Below are 17,838 nucleotides of genomic sequence, written 5' to 3' on the forward strand. Positions count from 1 at the left end.
GTCCTCATCGATACAGGCCGTTTGCGCCATGGGCGATCATGGCGCGGTTGCCTCGGGTGGCGATCATCTGGCCGAGGTCCACCCAGTCGATACCCTGAGCAGCCAGCTTCGGCAGCTCCCGCTCCAACAGGGCGAGCGTTGCCGGGTGTGGGTGACCGATCACCACCACTGAACCCTGCCTGTGAGCGAGCTGTACGGCGGCTCGAAACTGCGCAGCCACGGCTTCGGGGCTGGGGTCGTCATCGAGAAAAATGTCACGAGAAAGACTCGCCAGGCCGATGCGTTGCGCAGTCGCAGCTGCAACGGTAGCTGCATTGGTACGGCTGTCGAGAAAGAATAGGTGGCGTTGTTGCAGCTCGCGCATGAGCGAGGCCATGGGCTCTTGGCGGTCGGTCATCTGGCTGCCCATGTGATTGTTAACACCGCTGGCATGCGGCACCTTTGCGAGGGCATCGTTCAGCCGCCGGTCGAGCTCCGCTGCAGGCAGCTGCGGTTGCCAGGCGTAAGGCCCATCAGCAGGGGCCATGGGCAGGTGCAACATGACGGTCTTGCCTGCCGCGTTGGCTCGCTCCGCCAGCTCTGTGGCATGCCGAGTGTCAGGCAGAATCGCCATGCCCACAGGGCCAGGCAAGGCCAGAACGCGTGCATCGCGCGCCGCGTTCTGGCCCAGGTCATCCATGACCAGTGCCAGTTTTGGCATTCGCGAAACGGATGCCAGATCGACGGCATCGCCGTTGTCATGGGGCGCGATATCCGTTGCGCCAACAGCCGCAAGCGGAACCAATACCCCCAACAGCAAAGCTAAAACCCTGGGCATCAACTACTGGCCGCGGGTGAGGTTCAACCCCTTGAGCAGATTCAGCGCCTGACCGAGTTGGTAGTCCTCATCCTGAGGGCGTGGAGATTCACTGACGATCGGCGCCGTTGTGGGCCGGTCCTCGCCCCCGTTGCCATTGCCAAGGTGCCCGGCCAGATCGGCCTCGCGAATGCCTTCCGCCGCTTGTTCACGCGTCAGTTTGGCGCGGGTGACCCGAATATCCGGCTCGATTCCCTGGGCCTGGATGGAGCGACCATTAGGCGTGTAATAAAGCGCAGTGGTGAGCTTCAGAGCTCGGTCGTTATTCAGCGGAAGTACCGTCTGCACCGAGCCTTTACCGAAGCTGTCGGTCCCCATGACCACGCCCCGTTTCTGATCCTGCAAGGCGCCGGCCACGATTTCCGACGCCGAGGCGCTGCCTCCATTGATCAGCACGACCAGCGAAACGCCTTCGCTGGCGTCGGCCGCGTCTGCGTTGAAGCGCAATTCGGAGTTGGCGATACGGCCCTTGGTATAGACGATCAATCCGTCAGTCAGGAAATGGTCGGATACCTCCACTGCCGCTTGGAGCACCCCTCCGGGATTGTTGCGCAGATCGAGCACCAGTCCGTTGAGCTTCTTGCCATTTTCTTTGCGCAAGCGTGCCAGGGCCTTACCCACTTCCTCGCCAGTATTGATCTGGAATTGCGTGACGCGCAGGTAGCCATATCCCGGCTCAAGCAGCTGACTCTTGACGCTGTTTACCTTGATCACGGCGCGGGTGAGCTTGACCGTAAAAGGCTTGCCGCCCTCGCGCACCAGCGAAAGCGATATGTCGCTGCCTGGTTTGCCGCGCATCATGCCTACCGCATCCATCATCGACATGCCCTTGGTCGGCTTGCCGTCGATCTTGATGATCAGATCGCCCGCTTCGATGCCGGCCTTGGACGCCGGGGTATCGTCGATCGGCGATACCACCTTGATGAAGCCATCTTCGATCCCGACTTCGACGCCCAGGCCGCCGAACTCCCCGCTGGTGCTCTCCTGAAGATCGGCGAATGCATCGGGTTCAAGGTAGGCGGAATGGGGGTCGAGGTTGCTGAGCATGCCCTTGATGGCATTCTCCAACAGTGTTTTGTCGTCGACCGGCTCCACGTATGCGGCCTTGATCCGGTCCAGTACTTCGGCAAAGGTCCGCAGTTCTTCCAGTGGCAACGGCGCTTTTTGCGTCGCGGTGTTCAACTGGAGCGGTTCTGGGGCGATCTCGGGGGGCGATTGCTGCGCCAAGGCGCTACCGTGCATCCCCAGCATGATGGTCAGGGCCAGGGTGGTGGGTTGGGCAAAACGGCACAGGTGCAGCATGTCTGACTCCAGTTATGAGGGGCGCGCTAAGGCCTGGTTGGCCTATCCCTGAGCGCGACACCATTGTGCCGGATCGCTCGGGCGACCCTGTTGGCGAATGGCGAAATACAGTGCGGCAGCCTCTTGCCCGCCACTGGTTCCTACGGTGGCAATTGGGTCGCCTGCCTTGACGATGTCTCCTGCATCACGCAGCAGACTCTGATTGTGTCCATAAAGGCTGAGATAACCGTTGCCGTGATCGAGGATCACCAGCAGGCCGGCACCACGCAACCAATCGGCAAAGACCACGCGGCCTCCATGCACAGCTCGGACTTGAGTGCCAACGTCGGCGCCAATCAGCACGCCGTCCCACTTGGTTCGAGCATCGCCGCCGCGCGGAGTGCCGTAGCGTGCCACCAATCTTCCGTCTACCGGCCAGGGCAGCTTGCCCTTGGCCTTGGCGAAAGGACCGCCAAAATTTCCGCCCGCACTTGAGACGAGCGGGCCGGACGGTGCTGGGCTAGGGCGGCCGGCCTGCTGTTGACGCGCCTGCTCTTGTTCGCGCTCGCGGGCCATGGCCAGTTCGCGTTGGCGCGCTTGTTCAGCTTCCCGCGCCTGGCGTGCAAGGGTTTCTTCAATGGTCTTGAGTACGCGCTCCAGCTGCGCCTGCTCCTGCTTGCGTGCTTTGAGCTTCTGGTCGCGACTGGACAGGTCTTTATCGAGTTTGGCCAGCGCCAGTTGGCGCTCCTCACGGACTTCGGCCAGTTGCGCCCGCCGTTGTTTGAGGCCGTCCTGCTGCTCGGCCAGCGTGGCCTGCTGCTTCTCAATACCGGCTTCGACGCCGGCCAGCTGACGCAGCGTTTCATTGAAGCTTTCGAGCTGCTCGAAGCGGGCTTTGCTGAGGTAGTCGTAGTAGGTCAGGGTGCGGCTGAATTTTTCCGGATTCTGCTGGTTGAGTAGCAGCTTCAGGTATTCCTCACGACCGCTCTGATAAGCCGCGCGTGCCTGTATGCCGATCAGGCGTTGTTGTTCGATACGGGCGCCTTCAAGCGTGGCTTTCTCGTCATTGAGGCGTTCCAGCTCGGCCTCGCTGCGATCGATTTCCTGTTGCAAGGAGTCGACCTGTTTCTCCAGCTGGCCCATTTCGCTTTCGGTCGTCTGCAGTTGCTTCTGGACCGCGGATTTCTCCTGTTCGATCTGTTTGAGCAGCTTCTGCAATTCCGCGACGTCCTGGCGTGCCGCTTCGATCTGCTTGCGCGCATCCGCGCGCTCATCCGCAATGGCTGAGCCAAGCAGGCAGAACAGTGCGAACACGAGAAATATACGGGACATGAGAGGGCGTAACCGAGAGTTCAACGACCGTCGTAGTATGCCTAAAAAAGCACGGGCAGGCTGCACGCCATCTGCTACAGATGACGTGGGCGATAACCGGTACGCCTTTGCCGGCGTATCGGTGCTTGTCTCGTGGCGTTTAGTAGCTAGAGCGATTCAGCTCAGCTCGACAATTGAGCGTCCGGTCATCTCTGGGGGTACCGACATGCCCAGCAGCGTCAGCATGGTCGGTGCCACATCGGCGAGCACGCCGCCTTCGCGGATGGTCAGGTTGCGCTTGCCCACATAGATGAAGGGTACCGGCTCGCACGTATGAGCTGTGTGTGCCTGTCCGGTCATCACGTCTTCCATCTGCTCGACGTTGCCGTGATCGGCGGTGATCAGCGCTTCGCCGCCGACCTTGTCCAGCGCTGCGACGATCCGTCCAACACACGTGTCCAGGCATTCCACGGCCTTGACCGCGGCGTCGAAAACACCGGTATGGCCAACCATGTCACCGTTGGCGTAGTTAACGATGATCACATCAAATCGCCGGTTCTCGATGGCATCGACGATGCGATCAGTCACCTCTGGCGCGCTCATCTCCGGCTGCATGTCGTAGGTGGCGACCTGCGGAGAGGGAATCAAGATGCGCTCTTCGCCGGCAAAGGGTTCCTCGCGGCCGCCCGAAAAGAAGAACGTGACGTGAGCGTACTTCTCTGTTTCGGCGATACGTAGCTGGGTCTTGCCATTGTTCGCCAGATATTCACCGAGCACGTTCGTCAGGCCTTCCGGAGCAAAGGCGCTTGGCGCCGGGATGCTCGCGGCATATTGGGTCAGCATGACGAAACCAGCCAGCGCTGGCACACGGGCGCGTTGAAATTCGTTGAAGCCAGGCTCGACAAAGCAGCGGGTCAATTCACGTGCGCGATCGGCTCGGAAGTTCATGAACACCACGGCATCACCGTCCTCCACGCGGACTGGCTCGCCAATGGTGGTGGCCTTGACGAACTCATCGCTCTCGCCGCGCTCGTAGGCGGCAATCAAACCGTCAACTGCATAGTCGGCGCGGTGTTCGGCCTTGCCGTCGACGATCAGGCTGTACGCCTGTTCGACCCGGTCCCAGCGGTTGTCGCGATCCATGGCGAAGTAGCGGCCGATCAGGCTTGCGACGCGCCCCTTGCCCAAGCGGGTAAAGGTTGCCTGCATCAGTTCGATTGAGTGCTGTGCGCTTTTCGGTGGCGTGTCGCGGCCGTCGAGGAATGCATGCAGGTAGATTTTATCGGCGCCGCGCTTGGCGGCCAGTTCCGCCATCGCGACCAAGTGGTCCTGGTGGCTGTGGACGCCACCGTCGGAAAGCAAGCCGAGGATATGTACCGCTTTGCCTGCACCCACGGCTTTGTCCACTGCGGTGCAAATGGTCGGGTTCTCGAAAAACTCGCCGTCACGGATGGATTTGGTGACCCGCGTGAAGTCTTGGTACACCACTCGGCCTGCACCCAGATTCATGTGGCCGACTTCGGAGTTGCCCATCTGCCCGTCCGGCAAACCGACATCCATGCCGCTGCCTGAAATCAAGCCGTGCGGTTGGCTGGCCAGCAGGCGGTCATAGACTGGCTTGTTGGCGGCGTGGATGGCATTGAATTCGGGACTGTCACTGTGTCCGAAGCCGTCGAGGATGATCAATACCAGGGGTTTGGGCGCGGCGGGCATGTGTCGGGCTCCTTGCACAGGTCGCGAAAAAAGGCGGCCAGTCTAATAGTTGGCCGGTTAGGCGTCACGATCCGCAGGGTTCAGCCCGGTGGGGGGGCTGTGTATACTGGCCCGCATTTTATCCCCCGGGTACCCTTTAGATGGTCGCTAACCTGATTGAATTTGTCTCTAATCACTATGTTCTGGTCAGCATCTTTCTGGTGTTGCTGGTTCTTCTTGCCATCACCGAGGCACGCAAGGGTGGCAAGAGCCTGAGCAACCGCGAACTGACCGGCCTGGTCAACCGCGATGAAGGCGTGGTGTTGGACGTGCGCGCGAAGAAGGAGTTCGACGCCGGCCATATCGTCGATTCATTGAACATTCCCCACGAGAAGCTGGTCAGCCGACTGGGCGAGCTGGAAAAGCACAAGGGCAAGACGATTATCGTCGTCGACGCCATGGGCCAGCACGCCGGAACGGCTTGCCGTGAGCTGCAGAAGGCGGGCTTAACTGCCGCGAAACTGTCCGGAGGAATTTCCAGCTGGCGCGGCGAAAATCTGCCAGTGGTTAAATAACTATGTCGAAAGTCGTCATGTACACCACCGCCTGGTGCCCGTTCTGTATCAGGGCCAAGAGTTTGCTTGATCGCAAGGGCGTCAGCTACGAGGAAATTCCTGTCGACGGTAAGCCCGCGTTGCGCTCGGAAATGGCGGCGAAGGCTGGAAGAACTTCTGTCCCGCAGATATGGATTGGTGATGAGCACGTCGGTGGCTGCGACGAGCTGCACGCGTTGGAGCGGGCAGGCCGCCTGGATGCGATGCTTCAGGCGTGAATCGATAAAAAGGGCCTGTCGGTAGCGGATGAGAATTCCGCTACGGGCGGCGCGACTCAAATACGACATGCACAGCGAGAAGGCTTCACATGACTGAACAAGCAAACAACGGTGCCGCCGCAGGTCAGGAAGAGCAGGGCGCGCAGTTTTCCCTGCAGCGGATCTACGTCCGTGACCTCTCTTTCGAAGCCCCAAAGAGTCCGGAAATCTTCCGCCAGGAATGGAATCCGAGCGTTGCGCTGGATCTGAACACCAAGCAGAAGTCGCTGGAAGGTGATTTCCACGAAGTAGTGCTGACGCTTTCCGTAACGGTCAAGACCGGAGAGGAAGTGGCCTTCATTGCTGAAGTGCAGCAGGCGGGTATCTTCTTGATCAAGGGTCTCGAAGCGCAGGCCATGAGCCACACGCTTGGCGCGTTTTGCCCGAATATCCTGTTCCCCTATGCGCGGGAAACACTCGACAGCCTGGTCACGCGCGGCTCCTTCCCTGCGCTGATGTTGGCGCCAGTGAACTTCGACGCGCTCTACGCCCAGGAAATGGCGCGCATGCAGCAGGGCGGCGAGACTCCAGCTACCGCGCATTGATTCGGCGGCTGCCGCTCGTTGCGCACGGCTGTGGGCAACGAGCGAATCCTCTCTAGCGGACCTTCACGACCAGCTTACCCACCGCCTTGCGCTGCCCCAGCGTATTGATCGCATCGGCTGCCTGCTCCAGAGCAAATGTCTGTGACACCAGTGGCTTGAGCTTGCCCTCGGCGTGCCATGCGAACAGCTGCTTGAAGTTCGCCGCATTGTCGTGTGGCTGCCGTTGGGCAAAAGAACCCCAGAACACACCCACAAGCGAGGCGCCTTTCAGAAGTGGCAGGTTAGCAGGAAGCGAGGGGATATCTCCTGCTGCGAAACCGACCACCAGCATTCGACCATTCCAGGCGATGCTACGAAACGCTTCCTCGAACAGTGCGCCGCCAACCGGGTCGTAGATGACGTCGACGCCCTGGCCAGCAGTAAGCTCTTTCAGCTTTTCCTTGAGACTGGTTTCGCTGTAGTTGATGAGTTCGTCGGCTCCTGCTTTTTTTGCTACTTCCAGCTTCTCGGCAGTCGAGGCGGCGGCAATGACCTTTGCCCCCATTGCCTTGCCGATCTCTACGGCAGCCAGGCCGACCCCGCCGGACGCGCCGAGGACCAGCAAGGTTTCGCCCGGCTGCAGATTGGCGCGCTGCTTCAGTGCATGCATCGAGGTGCCGTAGGTCATGCTGAAAGCCGCGGCGGTTTCGAAATCCATCTCCTGAGGAATCGGCAATACGTTGTGCCCAGGTACCGCGACCTGTTCGGCGAAACTGCCCCAGCCGGTCAGGCCCATGACGCGGTCACCAACCTTCAGGTGCGTAATCTTTTCGCCGACGGCCGCGACCACCCCGGCCGCCTCGCCGCCGGGTGAAAACGGAAATGGTGGCTTGAACTGATACTTGCCCTCGATGATCAGTGTGTCTGGGAAGTTGACGCCCGCTGCGTGCACATCGAGCAGCACGTCGCCCTTCTTGATCTGAGGGCTGTCGCACTCTTCTACGACGAGATTTTCGGCCGGGCCGAATGCTTTGCACAGGACAGCTTTCATCGAGTTTCCTTTTATTGTCGTATCTGGACTGATGGCACTCATGGCCTGGGTTGTGTCCGGTCAGTCTAGAAGGCTGCTCGGTCGACGCAACGAGCATGTTCGGCTCTGATGGCAATTCATAAGGCTGGGCTTGGGTCCGTGCGTATCACTGGGTATGCTGGCGCCAATAGCCCTAGGAGCAGTCCTGTGAAACGCATCATTCTTCTCTGTCTGGCCCTGGGCCTCGCGCTGCCCGTATTCGCCAACTCCCCCGAGCCCGAAGAGGGTGCGGCTTTAAAGACCATCTACTACGGGCTGGTACCCGCGTTGGTCGGCAACTATGGTTCCGACGGTAAGCTCAAGTACTACAAGGCAGATATCGCGCTGCGCGTGACCGGCAGCGAAGCCGAGGCCAAGGTCAAGCACCATGAGCCGCTCATTCGGAATCAACTGGTCATACTGTTTTCCCAGCAAACGGACGCCAGTCTCGGCTCGGTCGAAGCCAAGGAAGCGTTACGTCAGGAAGCGCTCAAACAGGTGCAGGCGGTGTTGACGCAAGAAGAAGGCAAGCCCTTGGTCGACGACCTGCTGTTCAACAATCTGATCATTCAGTAGCCGTGGTTCTAGGGGCGGCTTGCTGAGTCAACGGAGTGAAAGCACGGCCTGCCATTCCGTCTCGGTAACAGGCATGACCGAGAGCCGACTACCTTTCTTGACGAGCGGCATCTGCGAAAGCGCCGGCTGCGCCTTCAGTTGAGGCAGCGTCAACGTCACCGGAAAACGCTCGACGAAGCCTACGTCCACAGCATCCCAGGGGTTTTTGGACGTAGTTGCCTTCGCATCGTAATACGGGCAGTCGGGATCCAGTGCAGTTGGGTCCTGATAAGCGCTGCGGGTGATTTTTCCGATGCCGGCGATACCCGGTACTGCGCAGCTAGAGTGATAGAAGAAGAACAGGTCCCCCTCAGTCATGTTTCGTAGGAAGTTGCGCGCTTGATAATTGCGCACACCGTCCCAACGACCGGTTCCTAGTTGCTGTAGGTTTGCGATTGAAAACTCATCGGGTTCGGACTTCATGAGCCAGTACGGCATGGTCTTTGCTCGCTGCTATCTGCATCTTGGGTTCTCAAGCGAAACTCCCCGACAACCGGTCGCAACGCCTGTTTGCGCAGCATCGGTGCATAGCGGAGAATGCCGCGCTTGAGGTTGGCATTGTCGAGTCTGAAAAACTAAAACGATACTGACTCGAATGAAACTATTCGCCTGGCAGGGGGAGGCGAAAACTATGAAACGCAAGCCAGATATTCTTTGGATATTGGTGCTGATCTTTGGCCTCGGTGTCGTCACTACCGGCTATACACAGGGCCTTTGGGAGCAATCAGGAGATTCGTCTTCGATGGTTCCGATCAGTCACTCTCAGCAGCTTCAACGCTGATCGAGTCCGCCGCATGGATGCGGCTAGCGATACCCTCCGCGTCACCCGTTTCATCCCCCGTACCAGCTCTTGTCCGTCACGGTAGCCTGCAAGCTCACATCCCAGGGTTCTAGCGGTAGTCGGTCCACCTTCTGACACTCATGTGCGAGCCCAAGAAGTGTCGGTTTGTGACCATTTTTGCGCCTGCCGCGGTACGCCAGGCTTCGATCATAAAAGCCGCCGCCCATTCCCAGGCGCCCGCCGTGCTCGTCGAACCCGACCAGAGGCATCAATACCAGATCGAGTGTCCAGATACGCCGTTGCCGGTTCAGGCGAAACGCGGGTTCTGCGATGCCAAAGCGATTCGGCCTCAGGCGCTCGTTCGGCATGATCCGTTGAAACACCATGCGCGTTCGCGGCCAGGCGTTGAGTACTGGCAGATAGGTCGCCTTGCCGCGACGCTGTGCTTCAAGCATTAACGGGCGGGGGTCGATCTCGCCGTCGTTGGGCAAATAAAAGGCGATATGGCGAGCGCGACGAAACACCGGGTGCTGGGCAAGTTGACGGTAGAGTTCTCGTGCTGCCAGCCGTTGCCGGGTCGGAGACAGTTGGCGGCGCGCCTGGCGCAGTTGACGTCGCAGCGTCGGGCGTGAAAGGTCTTTGGCTACGATCATGAGATGAGGCTCCCCAGCATGCCGCTGCCCGCGTAGGCCCTTGAACCCGAGAGTTCAAGGTGGCGACTACAGAGTACCTTAAGGCTTTCCGTCAGGCGGACATGCACACCGGCACTACGTGTAGCCTCCATGGTGTTGCTTATCGGGAGAGGGTCATCGCAGACTGGCGAACATGCCAGGGAGTGGGCGGGATTATAACGCAATCTGGCTTCCGTTCATCAGTTACCGGTAGGGTTTGGATCGGCGGCTAAAGCGCTGTCGACTCTTTCCAGCAGAGAGCGAACATGCTCGCGGGCACTGTTGGCTTCGGCGTCCAGGCGGTCATGCTTGTGCAGCAGCTCATGGGTGATGTTCAGCGCTGCCATGACCGCAACGCGGTCGGCGCCAATGACTTTGCCGCTGCTGCGAATCTCGCGCATCTTGCGGTCCAGATAATGGGCGGCGCCTTCGAGATTGCTACGCTCTTCGGGCGGGCAAGAAATGCAATATTCCTTGTCCATGATGTGCACGGTAACGGTGTTCGGCTGGGTCATGAGTCCTGCTCCAGAGCTTTCAGGCGCGAAATCATTGATTCGACCTTCACGCGGGCCATTTCGTTCTTTTCAATCAGATGAGCGCGCTCCTCGCGCCACGCCTGCTCACTCTGGCGCAGGAGACGATTCTGCGCCTTGAGTTGCTCGGTGCGCTGAATCAGCTGCTCCAGCTTGGCGGTCAGCAATTGCAGGTCGGCGTCTTCCATGGGATTCCCGGGTCAATGGCGCGAGCGCTGGGTGGGCCGGCTTCGATGGTCTTGGCTCGTGTGCCGATGCTAGGATACAAGGCCTTCATTCTAGACATTAGCGCCTCTGCGCGCCTAGCTGCCAATGCCCATTGAGAACTCGCCTTACGCTGCTTTCGCTACATTGTTGGCCAGCAGTGCCCAACCCGTCACACCCGCCGAGCTGCACGGTCTGTTGCTCGGGCGCAGCTGCGCCGGCGCTGGCTTCGACGCCGAATCCTGGCTGATCGATGCTGTCGAGCTGCTGGGTGCCGAACCCGACGAGCCGGTGCGCCAAGCACTCATCGGACTGCAGGAGATGGTCAAAGGCGAACTCGCCGGCGATGACATTGCCATTGTCCTGCTGCTGCCCTCCGATGATGCACCGCTTGCCGAGCGCGCGCTCGCGCTCGGGCAGTGGTGCCAGAGCTTTCTGGCCGGCTTCGGACTGGTTGCCGGTGACCGTGCACTGAGCGGTGAGGCCGTCGAAGTCTTACAGGACTTGGCAGCCATTGCCCAGATTCAGGATTCGCTTGACGAGTCCGAGGACGGCGAAAGCGACTACATGGAAGTCATGGAATACCTGCGTGTTGCGCCCTTGCTGTTATTCACCGAATGCGCAAAGCCCGTACCGCCGACACCCAAGCCCTCCCTGCATTGAGGACCGCCTGTCCATGACCCGCATCCCCAGAACCGAATACGTTCGCCGGCGCAAGGCGCTGATGGCGGAGATGGAGCCCAACAGCATTGCCATCCTGCCGGCAGCGCCGATGTACATCCGCAACCGTGACGTTGAGCATATCTACCGTCAGGACAGTGATTTTCAGTATCTCTCTGGCTTCCCCGAGCCCGAGGCTGTGATTGCACTGATTCCGGGACGGGAGCACGGTGAATATGTGCTGTTCTGTCGCGAGCGCGATCCGGCTCGCGAGTTGTGGGATGGCCTGCGCGCAGGGCAGGACGGCGCCATCTCGGAATATGGCGCCGATGACGCGTTTCCTATCGGGGATATCGACGACATTCTTCCCGGTCTGATCGAGGGTCGCTCTCGCGTCTACTACGCCATTGGCAGTAACCAGGAGTTCGACCATCGGTTGATGGAGTGGATCAACACCATCCGTTCCCAGGCTCGACAGGGGGCGCAGCCGCCGAACGAGTTCGTTGCGCTCGATCACCTGCTGCACGACTTGCGCCTGTACAAGTCGGCGAACGAAGTAAAAGTGATGAAGCAGGCGGCGGAAATTTCTGCGCGTGCCCATATTCGTGCCATGCAGGCCAGCCGTGCGGGGCTCTACGAATACCATCTGGAAGCTGAGCTCGATTACGAGTTTCGCAAGGGTGGGGCGAAGATGCCTGCTTATGGGTCGATCGTCGCTGCCGGAAAGAATGCCTGCATCCTGCACTACCGCGAGAACGATGCGGTGTTGAAGGACGGCGATCTGGTGCTGATCGACGCGGGTTGTGAAATCGACTGCTACGCCAGTGACATTACCCGGACGTTCCCGGTCAGCGGCCGTTTTTCGATGGAGCAAAAAGCGATTTACGAGCTGGTGTTGGCTGCCAACGAAGAGGCGTTCAAGCACATTGCGCCTGGTAAACACTGGAATGAGGCACACGAGGCGACCGTGCGAGTCATCACCGCCGGATTGGTGGAGCTGGGGCTGCTCAATGGCGATGTCGATGAGTTGATTGCCGCTGAGGCCTACAAGCCTTTTTACATGCATCGCGCTGGCCATTGGCTTGGGATGGATGTGCATGACGTTGGTGACTACAAGGTCGGTGGTGAATGGCGTGTGCTCGAGCCTGGCATGGCGATGACAGTCGAGCCTGGCATTTATATTGCGGCTGACAACCAGAATGTGGCGAAGAAGTGGCGCGGTATCGGCGTTCGCATCGAAGATGATGTAGTGGTGACTCGTCATGGTTGTGAAATTCTCACGAACGGCGTGCCTAAATCGGTTGCCGAGATCGAGGCACTGATGGCGGTTTCCGCCGAGGTCGCGTAGATGGCCGCGCTGGCAATCGTTGGCGGCGGGCTGGTTGGCGCCAGTTTGGCGTTGGCGCTGCAGCATGGCGCGAAAGAGCGTGGCTGGACGGTCGAGCTGATTGAGCCATTCGAGCCGGGCCACGACTATCAGCCGAGCTACGACGCACGTTCTACGGCGTTGTCCTACGGCACACGGCTTATCTACCAGCGCTTGGGCGTGTGGGATCAAATCGCCGAGCGTGCAGAGCCGATCACCGATATTCATGTCTCCGACCGCGGACGGGCAGGTGTCACTCGGCTCGATGCCGCCAGCCAGCAAGTGCCAGCGCTGGGTTACGTGGTGGAGAATGCCTGGATCGGTCACTGTCTCTGGCAAGCACTTGATGACGATGTGGTGACCCGCCGCTGCCCTGCCGAAGTCGAACGCATGCGAGCAGTGCCGGGCGGCTATCGGCTAACGCTGACTGACGGTCAGACGCTCGACTGCGATCTCGCTGTGCTGGCCGACGGTGGCCGCTCGGGGTTGCGCGAGCACCTCGGTATCGAGGTCAAACAGTCTCCTTATGGGCAGACGGCGCTGATCGCCAATGTAACGCCCGGCACCCCCCACGGCGGGCGCGCGTTCGAGCGTTTCACAGATGAAGGACCGATGGCGCTGCTGCCGCTGCCTGATAACCGTTGCGCTCTCGTCTGGACTCGCCCGGAGCGGGATGCCGCGCGTCTTGCCGCAGCCCCTGAAGCGGAGTTTCTTGAGGAGTTGCAGCAGGCGTTCGGCTATCGGCTTGGGGGGTTCCAACAGGTTGGCGCGCGGCACCTTTATCCGCTTGTGCTGATCGAGGCGGAAGAGCAGGTGCGCTCCGGTCTGGTCGTGCTGGGCAATGCTGCACACAGCTTGCACCCGATTGCCGGGCAGGGTTACAACCTATCCCTGCGGGACACCGAGGCGCTAGCGGTCGCGCTGTTGCGCAGTTCGGCGCCGCTGGGCGACCTGAGCGTACTGCAGGGCTACCATCAGCAGCAGCGTTCGGATCAGCGACTCACGGTGGGTTTTTCCGACCAACTGACCCAGCTGTTCGGTGAGTCGGAGCGCCTATCGGTCGCCGGGCGAAATCTCGGATTGCTGGGGTTGGATTTGCTGCCACCCGCCAAAGCCTGGTTTGCACGACAGGCGATGGGGATGGGCGTGCGCGAGCGTTAGGACTGAGTCGAGTATGCTGCTTTAGCAAGTACCGACACGTCGGACCAGCAGTATTTCGACCAGCCGCTACGGCTGAACCCAGAGGTAGGAGGCTCGAAGACGCGTTGGCGCGCGAGCGGACCGACTGTATGCAGGCTAGACGGGCAGGAGAGAGCAGTAATGCAAGCGGACCTCATCATCGTTGGCGCCGGAATGGTTGGCAGCACCCTGGCTTTGGCCCTGCAGGACTCTGGCCTTTCCATCATGCTGGTCGACGGCGGACCGCTGGACGTGCATCCGTTCAAAGCGTCGGACCCCTTCGAGCCTCGCGTCAGTGCCCTGTCGGCTGCCAGTCAACGGATTCTCCAGCGCGTGGGTGCCTGGGAGGGGATTGTCAGTCGACGCGCCAGTCCTTATCTGGACATGCATGTGTGGGATGGCTCTGGCACCGGTCAGATTGATTTCTCCGCCGCCGCGGTACACGCCGATGTGCTTGGCCATATCGTCGAGAATCGGGTCGTGCAGGATGCTTTGCTGGACGCGCTGAAGAACCGTGGCTCAGTAGTACTCAAGGGCGATGCACGACTTGAGCAGCTACAGCAGAACGAGGACGGGTGGACTCTGACACTGTCTGACGGACAGCAGCTGAGCGCCAACCTTGTAGTTGCGGCCGACGGCGCCAATTCTACGGTCCGCCAGCTGGCCGGCTTTGAAACTCGCGAATGGGATTATCTTCATCACGCCATAGTCACCAGCGTGCGCTGTGCCGAGCCGAACGAGCAGGCCGCATGGCAGCGGTTCACTGACGAAGGGCCGTTGGCGTTTCTGCCATTGCAGCGGGAGGGCGACGCGCACTGGTGCTCCATCGTCTGGTCTGTCACCGAGGCGGAGGCGCAGCGCCTGATGGCGCTGGGCGATGATGCGTTCTGTCAGGCGCTTGGTCGCGCCTTCGAATATCGCTTGGGTGAGATAGTCGAGGCCGATCCGCGCTTATGCATCCCGCTGCGTCAACGCCATGCCAAGCGTTACGTGCAACCTAGTTTGGCATTGATTGGCGATGCGGCACATACCATTCATCCGTTGGCTGGCCAGGGCGTTAACCTTGGGTTGCTCGACGCAGCCGTGCTTGCAGAGGTGCTGCAGGCCGCCGTCGCGCGAGGCGCGCAGCTGGGAGATCCGCGGGTATTGGGGCGTTTCGAGCGGCGCCGAATGCCACATAATCTGACCATGATGGCGGCGATGGAGGGGTTCGAACGTTTGTTCCAGGCCGATCCGCTGCCGCTGCGCTGGTTGCGCAATGCGGGCCTGAAAGGTGTTCAGGCGCTTCCGGCAGCCAAAGCGCTGTTTGTTCGTCAGGCGCTGGGCTTGAGCGGTGACATGCCGGACCTGGCTCGGATCTGATCGGTTGTGAGCTTCCCCGCCGTCGGGGCGCGCGAATTGTCGCGTTGAGAAAGTAAATGACATTCAATACTATTCAGTCTCTTGAACAATTTATAAGAGGCTGATCCATGCAGGCAAGCAAAGGTTTACTCGCCGTTCTCGCGCTCACCGCGCTGTCGAGTGCTGTACAGGCTGCCGACGAAGTAGTGGTTTACTCTTCGCGGATCGATGAGCTGATCAAGCCGGTTTTCGATGCCTACACCGCCAAGACGGGCGTCAATGTCAAGTTCATCACGGACAAGGAAGCGCCGCTGATGGCCCGCATCAAGGCTGAAGGCGAAAATACGCCGGCGGATCTGCTTCTGACGGTAGACGGCGGCAACCTCTGGCAGGCCGAGCAGATGGGTATTCTTCAGCCGATGAACTCGGCGGTTGTGAACGACAACATCCCATCGCAGTACCGCTCTTCTACTGATGGCTGGACAGGTTTGTCGCTGCGAGCGCGGACCATCGTTTATTCGCCTGAGCGTGTCGAAGAAGGCGAGCTGACTACCTACGAAGCGCTGGCCGACAAGAACTGGGATGGCCGTCTGTGCCTGCGGACCAGCAAGAAGGTCTATAACCAATCGCTGACCGCCACGCTGATCGAAACTCATGGCGCCGAGAAGACCGAAGAAATCGTCAAGGGCTGGGTAGACAACCTGGCCACAGACGTATTCGCCGACGACACCGCGTTGATTCAGGCGATCGACGCCGGTCAGTGTGATGTAGGTATCGTCAACACCTACTACTACGGTCGCCTGCATGCACAAAACCCGGATCTGAAAGCCAAGCTTTTCTGGCCGAACCAGGACGGTCGCGGTGTGCATGTCAATCTGTCGGGTATCGGCTTGACCAAGCACGCGCCGCATCCGGAGGCTGCACGCAAGCTGGTCGAGTGGATGACTACCGCCGAAGCTCAAAACATCTTCGCCGACATCAACATGGAGTTTCCGGCAAACCCCGAGGTGAAATCCTCGGCTGAGGTTTCTGCCTGGGGTGATTTCAAGGCGGACACCATCCCGGTCGAAGTGGCCGGTAAGCGTCAGGCCGAAGCGATCATGCTGATGGACCGTGCGGGTTGGCGATAAGCCGCTCGCGGCTGGCCGCCTAGGCAGCCAGCCAGGCTCTGCGCACATCTGAGTGCTGGGTTGCAGTTTGCAGCTACGGCTATAATCGACGCCCCCGCACGCCGGGGGCGTCGTCTTTTTTGCTGTTGAGGCTTGCGTGTCCCACCCCGTCGAGCGCCGCTGGTATCCCATCACTTTCGCAATTGCCGCGTTGGTATTGTTGCCGCTGAGCGTCCTGCTGTTCAGTTGGAGCGATATCGATACGGACATCTGGTCGCATCTCTGGCAGACCCAGATGCCTCGCCTGATGGCCAATACGCTGACGCTGGTTCTGGGCGTTTCGGTGGGTGTAACCGTGCTCGGCGTGAGCCTGGCGTGGTTGACTTCGTTATGCGAGTTTCCGGGGCGGCGCTGGCTGGATTGGGCGCTGATGCTGCCTTTTGCGATTCCCGCCTATGTGCTGGCGTTCGTCTTCATTGGCCTGCTCGATTTCGCTGGGCCGGTGCAGACGCTGGCTCGGGAGTGGTTCGGCAGTGGCGTGCGCTTTCCGCGGGTCCGTTCCACCGGCGGTGTCATCACCGTGCTGGTGCTGGTCTTCTACCCGTATGTCTATCTGCTTGCCCGCTCAGCCTTCATTGCTCAGGGTAAGGGGCTGATGGAGGCGGCGCGCGTCCTCGGCAAGTCTCCCTGGAAGGCTTTCTGGAGCGTCGCGCTGCCGATGGCGCGCCCGGCTATCGGTGCCGGTCTGGCGCTGGCCTTGATGGAAACATTGGCCGATTTCGGTGCCGTTGCGGTGTTCAATTTCGATACCTTCACCACGGCGATCTACAAAACCTGGTACGGGTTTTTCAGCCTCACCAGCGCGACCCAATTGGCCAGTTTGTTGTTGTTGGCGGTAATGCTGGTGCTCTACGGTGAGCGGCGCGCGCGGGGAGCGGCCAGGCCGGCGAATGATCGGGCGCGCTCGGCGGTGCTCTATCGCCTTCGCGGTTTCAAGGCTCTGGCCGCCAGCAGCTGGTGTGGCCTGGTGTTTCTTTGCGCCTTCGTCATACCCGTGCTGCAGTTGCTGGTCTGGCTCTGGCAGCGCGGACGCTTCGATCTCGATGAGCGCTATAACGGCTTGATCCTGCATACCCTCTATCTGGGCGGTCTGGCGGCTTTGATCACGGTGACCGTGGCGCTGTTGCTGGCCTTTGCTCGACGCCAGGCACCGCTGCGTCCGATAAAAATGGCAGTAGGGTTGGCGAATCTGGGTTACGCGTTGCCGGGGTCGGTGCTGGCCGTGTCGATCATGCTCGCGTTCAGCTACCTGGACCGCGAACTGGTGGTGCCGTTGTCCGGCTGGCTCGGTGGTGCGGAAAAGCCGATCTTGCTCGGCAGTCTCGGGGCTTTGCTGTTGGCCTACCTGATTCGTTTCATGGCGGTAGCCTTCGGTCCGCTGGAAAGCGCGCTGGCACGCATCCGGCCCTCCTTGCCGCAGGCGTCACGCAGCCTTGGCGTCGGCGGCCCGGCGCTGTTCTTTCGGGTCTACCTGCCGTTGTTGTTGCCCGGAACGCTAAGTGCCGCATTGCTGGTATTCGTCGATGTGCTGAAGGAAATGCCCGCCACGCTGCTGATGAGGCCATTCGGTTGGGACACGCTGTCGGTAAGGATCTTCGAGATGACCAGTGAAGGCGAGTGGGCGCGTGCTGCCCTGCCTGCGCTGACGCTGGTGCTGGTGGGGCTGTTGCCGGTCATCCTGTTGATTCGGCGCTCTGCCCGGCGAGTCGGTTGAG

The 17,838-nt window shown here is 60.3% G+C and carries 20 protein-coding genes and 1 other RNA gene; 11 read left to right on the forward strand and 10 right to left on the reverse strand.

All coding sequences use genetic code 11. The annotated features are described in order from the left end of the window. Nucleotides 1–4: 4 nt before the first annotated feature. The 4 genes from ACSSNI_RS00545 to gpmI form a co-directional block, all read right to left on the reverse strand. Nucleotides 5–817, reverse strand: a complete 813-nt coding sequence (locus tag ACSSNI_RS00545) for a divergent polysaccharide deacetylase family protein (RefSeq protein ID WP_200640047.1) — start codon at nt 815–817, stop codon at nt 5–7. A 3-nt stretch (nt 818–820) separates the two neighbouring features. Then, nucleotides 821–2,158 (reverse strand): S41 family peptidase, encoded by a 1,338-nt coding sequence (locus tag ACSSNI_RS00550; protein ID WP_200640046.1) that lies wholly within the window; start codon nt 2,156–2,158, stop codon nt 821–823. A gap of 42 nt (nt 2,159–2,200) precedes the next feature. Continuing rightward, nucleotides 2,201–3,469 carry a murein hydrolase activator EnvC family protein gene (locus ACSSNI_RS00555; protein WP_102836570.1) on the reverse strand — a complete coding sequence of 423 codons (1,269 nt, stop codon included), beginning with the start codon at nt 3,467–3,469 and terminating at the stop codon, nt 2,201–2,203. A gap of 156 nt (nt 3,470–3,625) precedes the next feature. Continuing rightward, nucleotides 3,626–5,161: a 2,3-bisphosphoglycerate-independent phosphoglycerate mutase gene (gpmI, locus tag ACSSNI_RS00560; RefSeq protein ID WP_200640045.1), complete on the reverse strand. Its 1,536-nt coding sequence runs from the start codon at nt 5,159–5,161 to the stop codon at nt 3,626–3,628. Between the two features lie 140 nt (nt 5,162–5,301). Here gpmI and ACSSNI_RS00565 point away from each other — a divergent pair, with 140 nt between their 5' ends. The 3 genes from ACSSNI_RS00565 (at nt 5,302) to secB (ending at nt 6,556) form a co-directional block, all read left to right on the forward strand. Then, nucleotides 5,302–5,715 (forward strand): rhodanese-like domain-containing protein, encoded by a 414-nt coding sequence (locus ACSSNI_RS00565; protein ID WP_200640044.1) that lies wholly within the window; start codon nt 5,302–5,304, stop codon nt 5,713–5,715. Nucleotides 5,716–5,717: 2 nt separating this feature from the next. After that, a complete protein-coding gene (gene grxC, locus ACSSNI_RS00570; RefSeq protein WP_045423478.1) occupies nt 5,718–5,972 on the forward strand; it encodes a glutaredoxin 3 in 255 nt (84 codons plus the stop codon). A gap of 89 nt (nt 5,973–6,061) precedes the next feature. Next, a complete protein-coding gene (gene secB, locus ACSSNI_RS00575; protein WP_102836573.1) occupies nt 6,062–6,556 on the forward strand; it encodes a protein-export chaperone SecB in 495 nt (164 codons plus the stop codon). A gap of 52 nt (nt 6,557–6,608) precedes the next feature. On the opposite strand, the gene ACSSNI_RS00580 is transcribed toward secB, so the two are convergent. Beyond that, nucleotides 6,609–7,586, reverse strand: a complete 978-nt coding sequence (locus ACSSNI_RS00580) for an NADPH:quinone oxidoreductase family protein (RefSeq protein WP_045423482.1) — start codon at nt 7,584–7,586, stop codon at nt 6,609–6,611. 186 nt (nt 7,587–7,772) lie between these two features. Between ACSSNI_RS00580 and ACSSNI_RS00585 the strand changes: the two genes are divergently transcribed. Continuing rightward, on the forward strand, nt 7,773–8,180 hold the full coding sequence (locus ACSSNI_RS00585; protein ID WP_200640043.1) for a flagellar basal body-associated protein FliL: 408 nt from the start codon (nt 7,773–7,775) through the stop codon (nt 8,178–8,180). A 27-nt stretch (nt 8,181–8,207) separates the two neighbouring features. Here ACSSNI_RS00585 and ACSSNI_RS00590 read toward each other — a convergent pair whose 3' ends face one another. Next, on the reverse strand, nt 8,208–8,657 hold the full coding sequence (locus ACSSNI_RS00590) for an EVE domain-containing protein (RefSeq protein WP_200640042.1): 450 nt from the start codon (nt 8,655–8,657) through the stop codon (nt 8,208–8,210). A 157-nt stretch (nt 8,658–8,814) separates the two neighbouring features. Between ACSSNI_RS00590 and ACSSNI_RS00595 the strand changes: the two genes are divergently transcribed. After that, nucleotides 8,815–9,000, forward strand: coding sequence for a hypothetical protein (locus ACSSNI_RS00595; RefSeq protein ID WP_045423487.1), 186 nt, complete (start codon nt 8,815–8,817; stop codon nt 8,998–9,000). A gap of 50 nt (nt 9,001–9,050) precedes the next feature. Here the strand turns inward: ACSSNI_RS00595 and ACSSNI_RS00600 are convergent, their stop codons facing one another. From ACSSNI_RS00600 to ACSSNI_RS00615, 4 genes are all read right to left on the reverse strand, one after another. Continuing rightward, nucleotides 9,051–9,653, reverse strand: a complete 603-nt coding sequence (locus ACSSNI_RS00600; RefSeq protein ID WP_200640041.1) for a 5-formyltetrahydrofolate cyclo-ligase — start codon at nt 9,651–9,653, stop codon at nt 9,051–9,053. A 6-nt stretch (nt 9,654–9,659) separates the two neighbouring features. Then, nucleotides 9,660–9,838: non-coding RNA, 6S RNA (gene ssrS / locus ACSSNI_RS00605), on the reverse strand. A gap of 33 nt (nt 9,839–9,871) precedes the next feature. Then, nucleotides 9,872–10,186: a cell division protein ZapA gene (locus ACSSNI_RS00610; protein ID WP_046161525.1), complete on the reverse strand. Its 315-nt coding sequence runs from the start codon at nt 10,184–10,186 to the stop codon at nt 9,872–9,874. Next, nucleotides 10,183–10,392, reverse strand: coding sequence for a TIGR02449 family protein (locus ACSSNI_RS00615; protein WP_019341928.1), 210 nt, complete (start codon nt 10,390–10,392; stop codon nt 10,183–10,185). Before ACSSNI_RS00615 ends, ACSSNI_RS00610 begins: the two co-directional genes overlap by 4 nt. Before the next feature lie 124 nt (nt 10,393–10,516). On the opposite strand from ACSSNI_RS00615, the gene ACSSNI_RS00620 reads away from it, so the two are divergent. The 6 genes from ACSSNI_RS00620 to ACSSNI_RS00645 all read left to right on the forward strand — a co-directional run bounded on the left by ACSSNI_RS00620 (nt 10,517) and on the right by ACSSNI_RS00645 (nt 17,837). After that, the gene (locus tag ACSSNI_RS00620; RefSeq protein WP_200640040.1) at nt 10,517–11,071 is read left to right on the forward strand and encodes a YecA/YgfB family protein; all 555 of its coding nucleotides are present in this window, start codon (nt 10,517–10,519) and stop codon (nt 11,069–11,071) included. A 13-nt stretch (nt 11,072–11,084) separates the two neighbouring features. Further along, complete coding sequence (gene pepP / locus ACSSNI_RS00625; protein WP_200640039.1) at nt 11,085–12,416, forward strand: Xaa-Pro aminopeptidase; 1,332 nt, start codon at nt 11,085–11,087, stop codon at nt 12,414–12,416. Next, nucleotides 12,417–13,595, forward strand: coding sequence for a 2-octaprenyl-6-methoxyphenyl hydroxylase (gene ubiH / locus ACSSNI_RS00630; RefSeq protein WP_200640038.1), 1,179 nt, complete (start codon nt 12,417–12,419; stop codon nt 13,593–13,595). Between the two features lie 159 nt (nt 13,596–13,754). Beyond that, nucleotides 13,755–14,975 carry a 2-octaprenyl-3-methyl-6-methoxy-1,4-benzoquinol hydroxylase gene (locus tag ACSSNI_RS00635; protein ID WP_200640037.1) on the forward strand — a complete coding sequence of 407 codons (1,221 nt, stop codon included), beginning with the start codon at nt 13,755–13,757 and terminating at the stop codon, nt 14,973–14,975. 107 nt (nt 14,976–15,082) lie between these two features. Next, nucleotides 15,083–16,084: an extracellular solute-binding protein gene (locus tag ACSSNI_RS00640; protein ID WP_159966826.1), complete on the forward strand. Its 1,002-nt coding sequence runs from the start codon at nt 15,083–15,085 to the stop codon at nt 16,082–16,084. Nucleotides 16,085–16,220: 136 nt separating this feature from the next. Further along, nucleotides 16,221–17,837 carry an ABC transporter permease gene (locus ACSSNI_RS00645; RefSeq protein WP_200640036.1) on the forward strand — a complete coding sequence of 539 codons (1,617 nt, stop codon included), beginning with the start codon at nt 16,221–16,223 and terminating at the stop codon, nt 17,835–17,837. Nucleotide 17,838: the final 1 nt, after the last annotated feature.

The organism is Stutzerimonas tianxiuensis (assembly GCF_053470365.1).

Bases quoted from the DNA above. Each gene is read 5' to 3' on its own strand.
- ACSSNI_RS00545 (WP_200640047.1), bottom strand. From the start codon at position 817: ATGCCCAGGGTTTTAGCTTTGCTGTTGGGGGTATTGGTTCCGCTTGCG.
- ACSSNI_RS00550 (WP_200640046.1), bottom strand. From the start codon at position 2,158: ATGCTGCACCTGTGCCGTTTTGCCCAACCCACCACCCTGGCCCTGACC.
- ACSSNI_RS00555 (WP_102836570.1), bottom strand. From the start codon at position 3,469: ATGTCCCGTATATTTCTCGTGTTCGCACTGTTCTGCCTGCTTGGCTCA.
- gpmI (WP_200640045.1), bottom strand. From the start codon at position 5,161: ATGCCCGCCGCGCCCAAACCCCTGGTATTGATCATCCTCGACGGCTTC.
- ACSSNI_RS00565 (WP_200640044.1), top strand. From the start codon at position 5,302: ATGGTCGCTAACCTGATTGAATTTGTCTCTAATCACTATGTTCTGGTC.
- grxC (WP_045423478.1), top strand. From the start codon at position 5,718: ATGTCGAAAGTCGTCATGTACACCACCGCCTGGTGCCCGTTCTGTATC.
- secB (WP_102836573.1), top strand. From the start codon at position 6,062: ATGACTGAACAAGCAAACAACGGTGCCGCCGCAGGTCAGGAAGAGCAG.
- ACSSNI_RS00580 (WP_045423482.1), bottom strand. From the start codon at position 7,586: ATGAAAGCTGTCCTGTGCAAAGCATTCGGCCCGGCCGAAAATCTCGTC.
- ACSSNI_RS00590 (WP_200640042.1), bottom strand. From the start codon at position 8,657: ATGCCGTACTGGCTCATGAAGTCCGAACCCGATGAGTTTTCAATCGCA.
- ACSSNI_RS00595 (WP_045423487.1), top strand. From the start codon at position 8,815: ATGAAACTATTCGCCTGGCAGGGGGAGGCGAAAACTATGAAACGCAAG.
- ACSSNI_RS00600 (WP_200640041.1), bottom strand. From the start codon at position 9,653: ATGATCGTAGCCAAAGACCTTTCACGCCCGACGCTGCGACGTCAACTG.
- ACSSNI_RS00610 (WP_046161525.1), bottom strand. From the start codon at position 10,186: ATGACCCAGCCGAACACCGTTACCGTGCACATCATGGACAAGGAATAT.
- ACSSNI_RS00615 (WP_019341928.1), bottom strand. From the start codon at position 10,392: ATGGAAGACGCCGACCTGCAATTGCTGACCGCCAAGCTGGAGCAGCTG.
- ACSSNI_RS00620 (WP_200640040.1), top strand. From the start codon at position 10,517: ATGCCCATTGAGAACTCGCCTTACGCTGCTTTCGCTACATTGTTGGCC.
- pepP (WP_200640039.1), top strand. From the start codon at position 11,085: ATGACCCGCATCCCCAGAACCGAATACGTTCGCCGGCGCAAGGCGCTG.
- ubiH (WP_200640038.1), top strand. From the start codon at position 12,417: ATGGCCGCGCTGGCAATCGTTGGCGGCGGGCTGGTTGGCGCCAGTTTG.
- ACSSNI_RS00635 (WP_200640037.1), top strand. From the start codon at position 13,755: ATGCAAGCGGACCTCATCATCGTTGGCGCCGGAATGGTTGGCAGCACC.
- ACSSNI_RS00640 (WP_159966826.1), top strand. From the start codon at position 15,083: ATGCAGGCAAGCAAAGGTTTACTCGCCGTTCTCGCGCTCACCGCGCTG.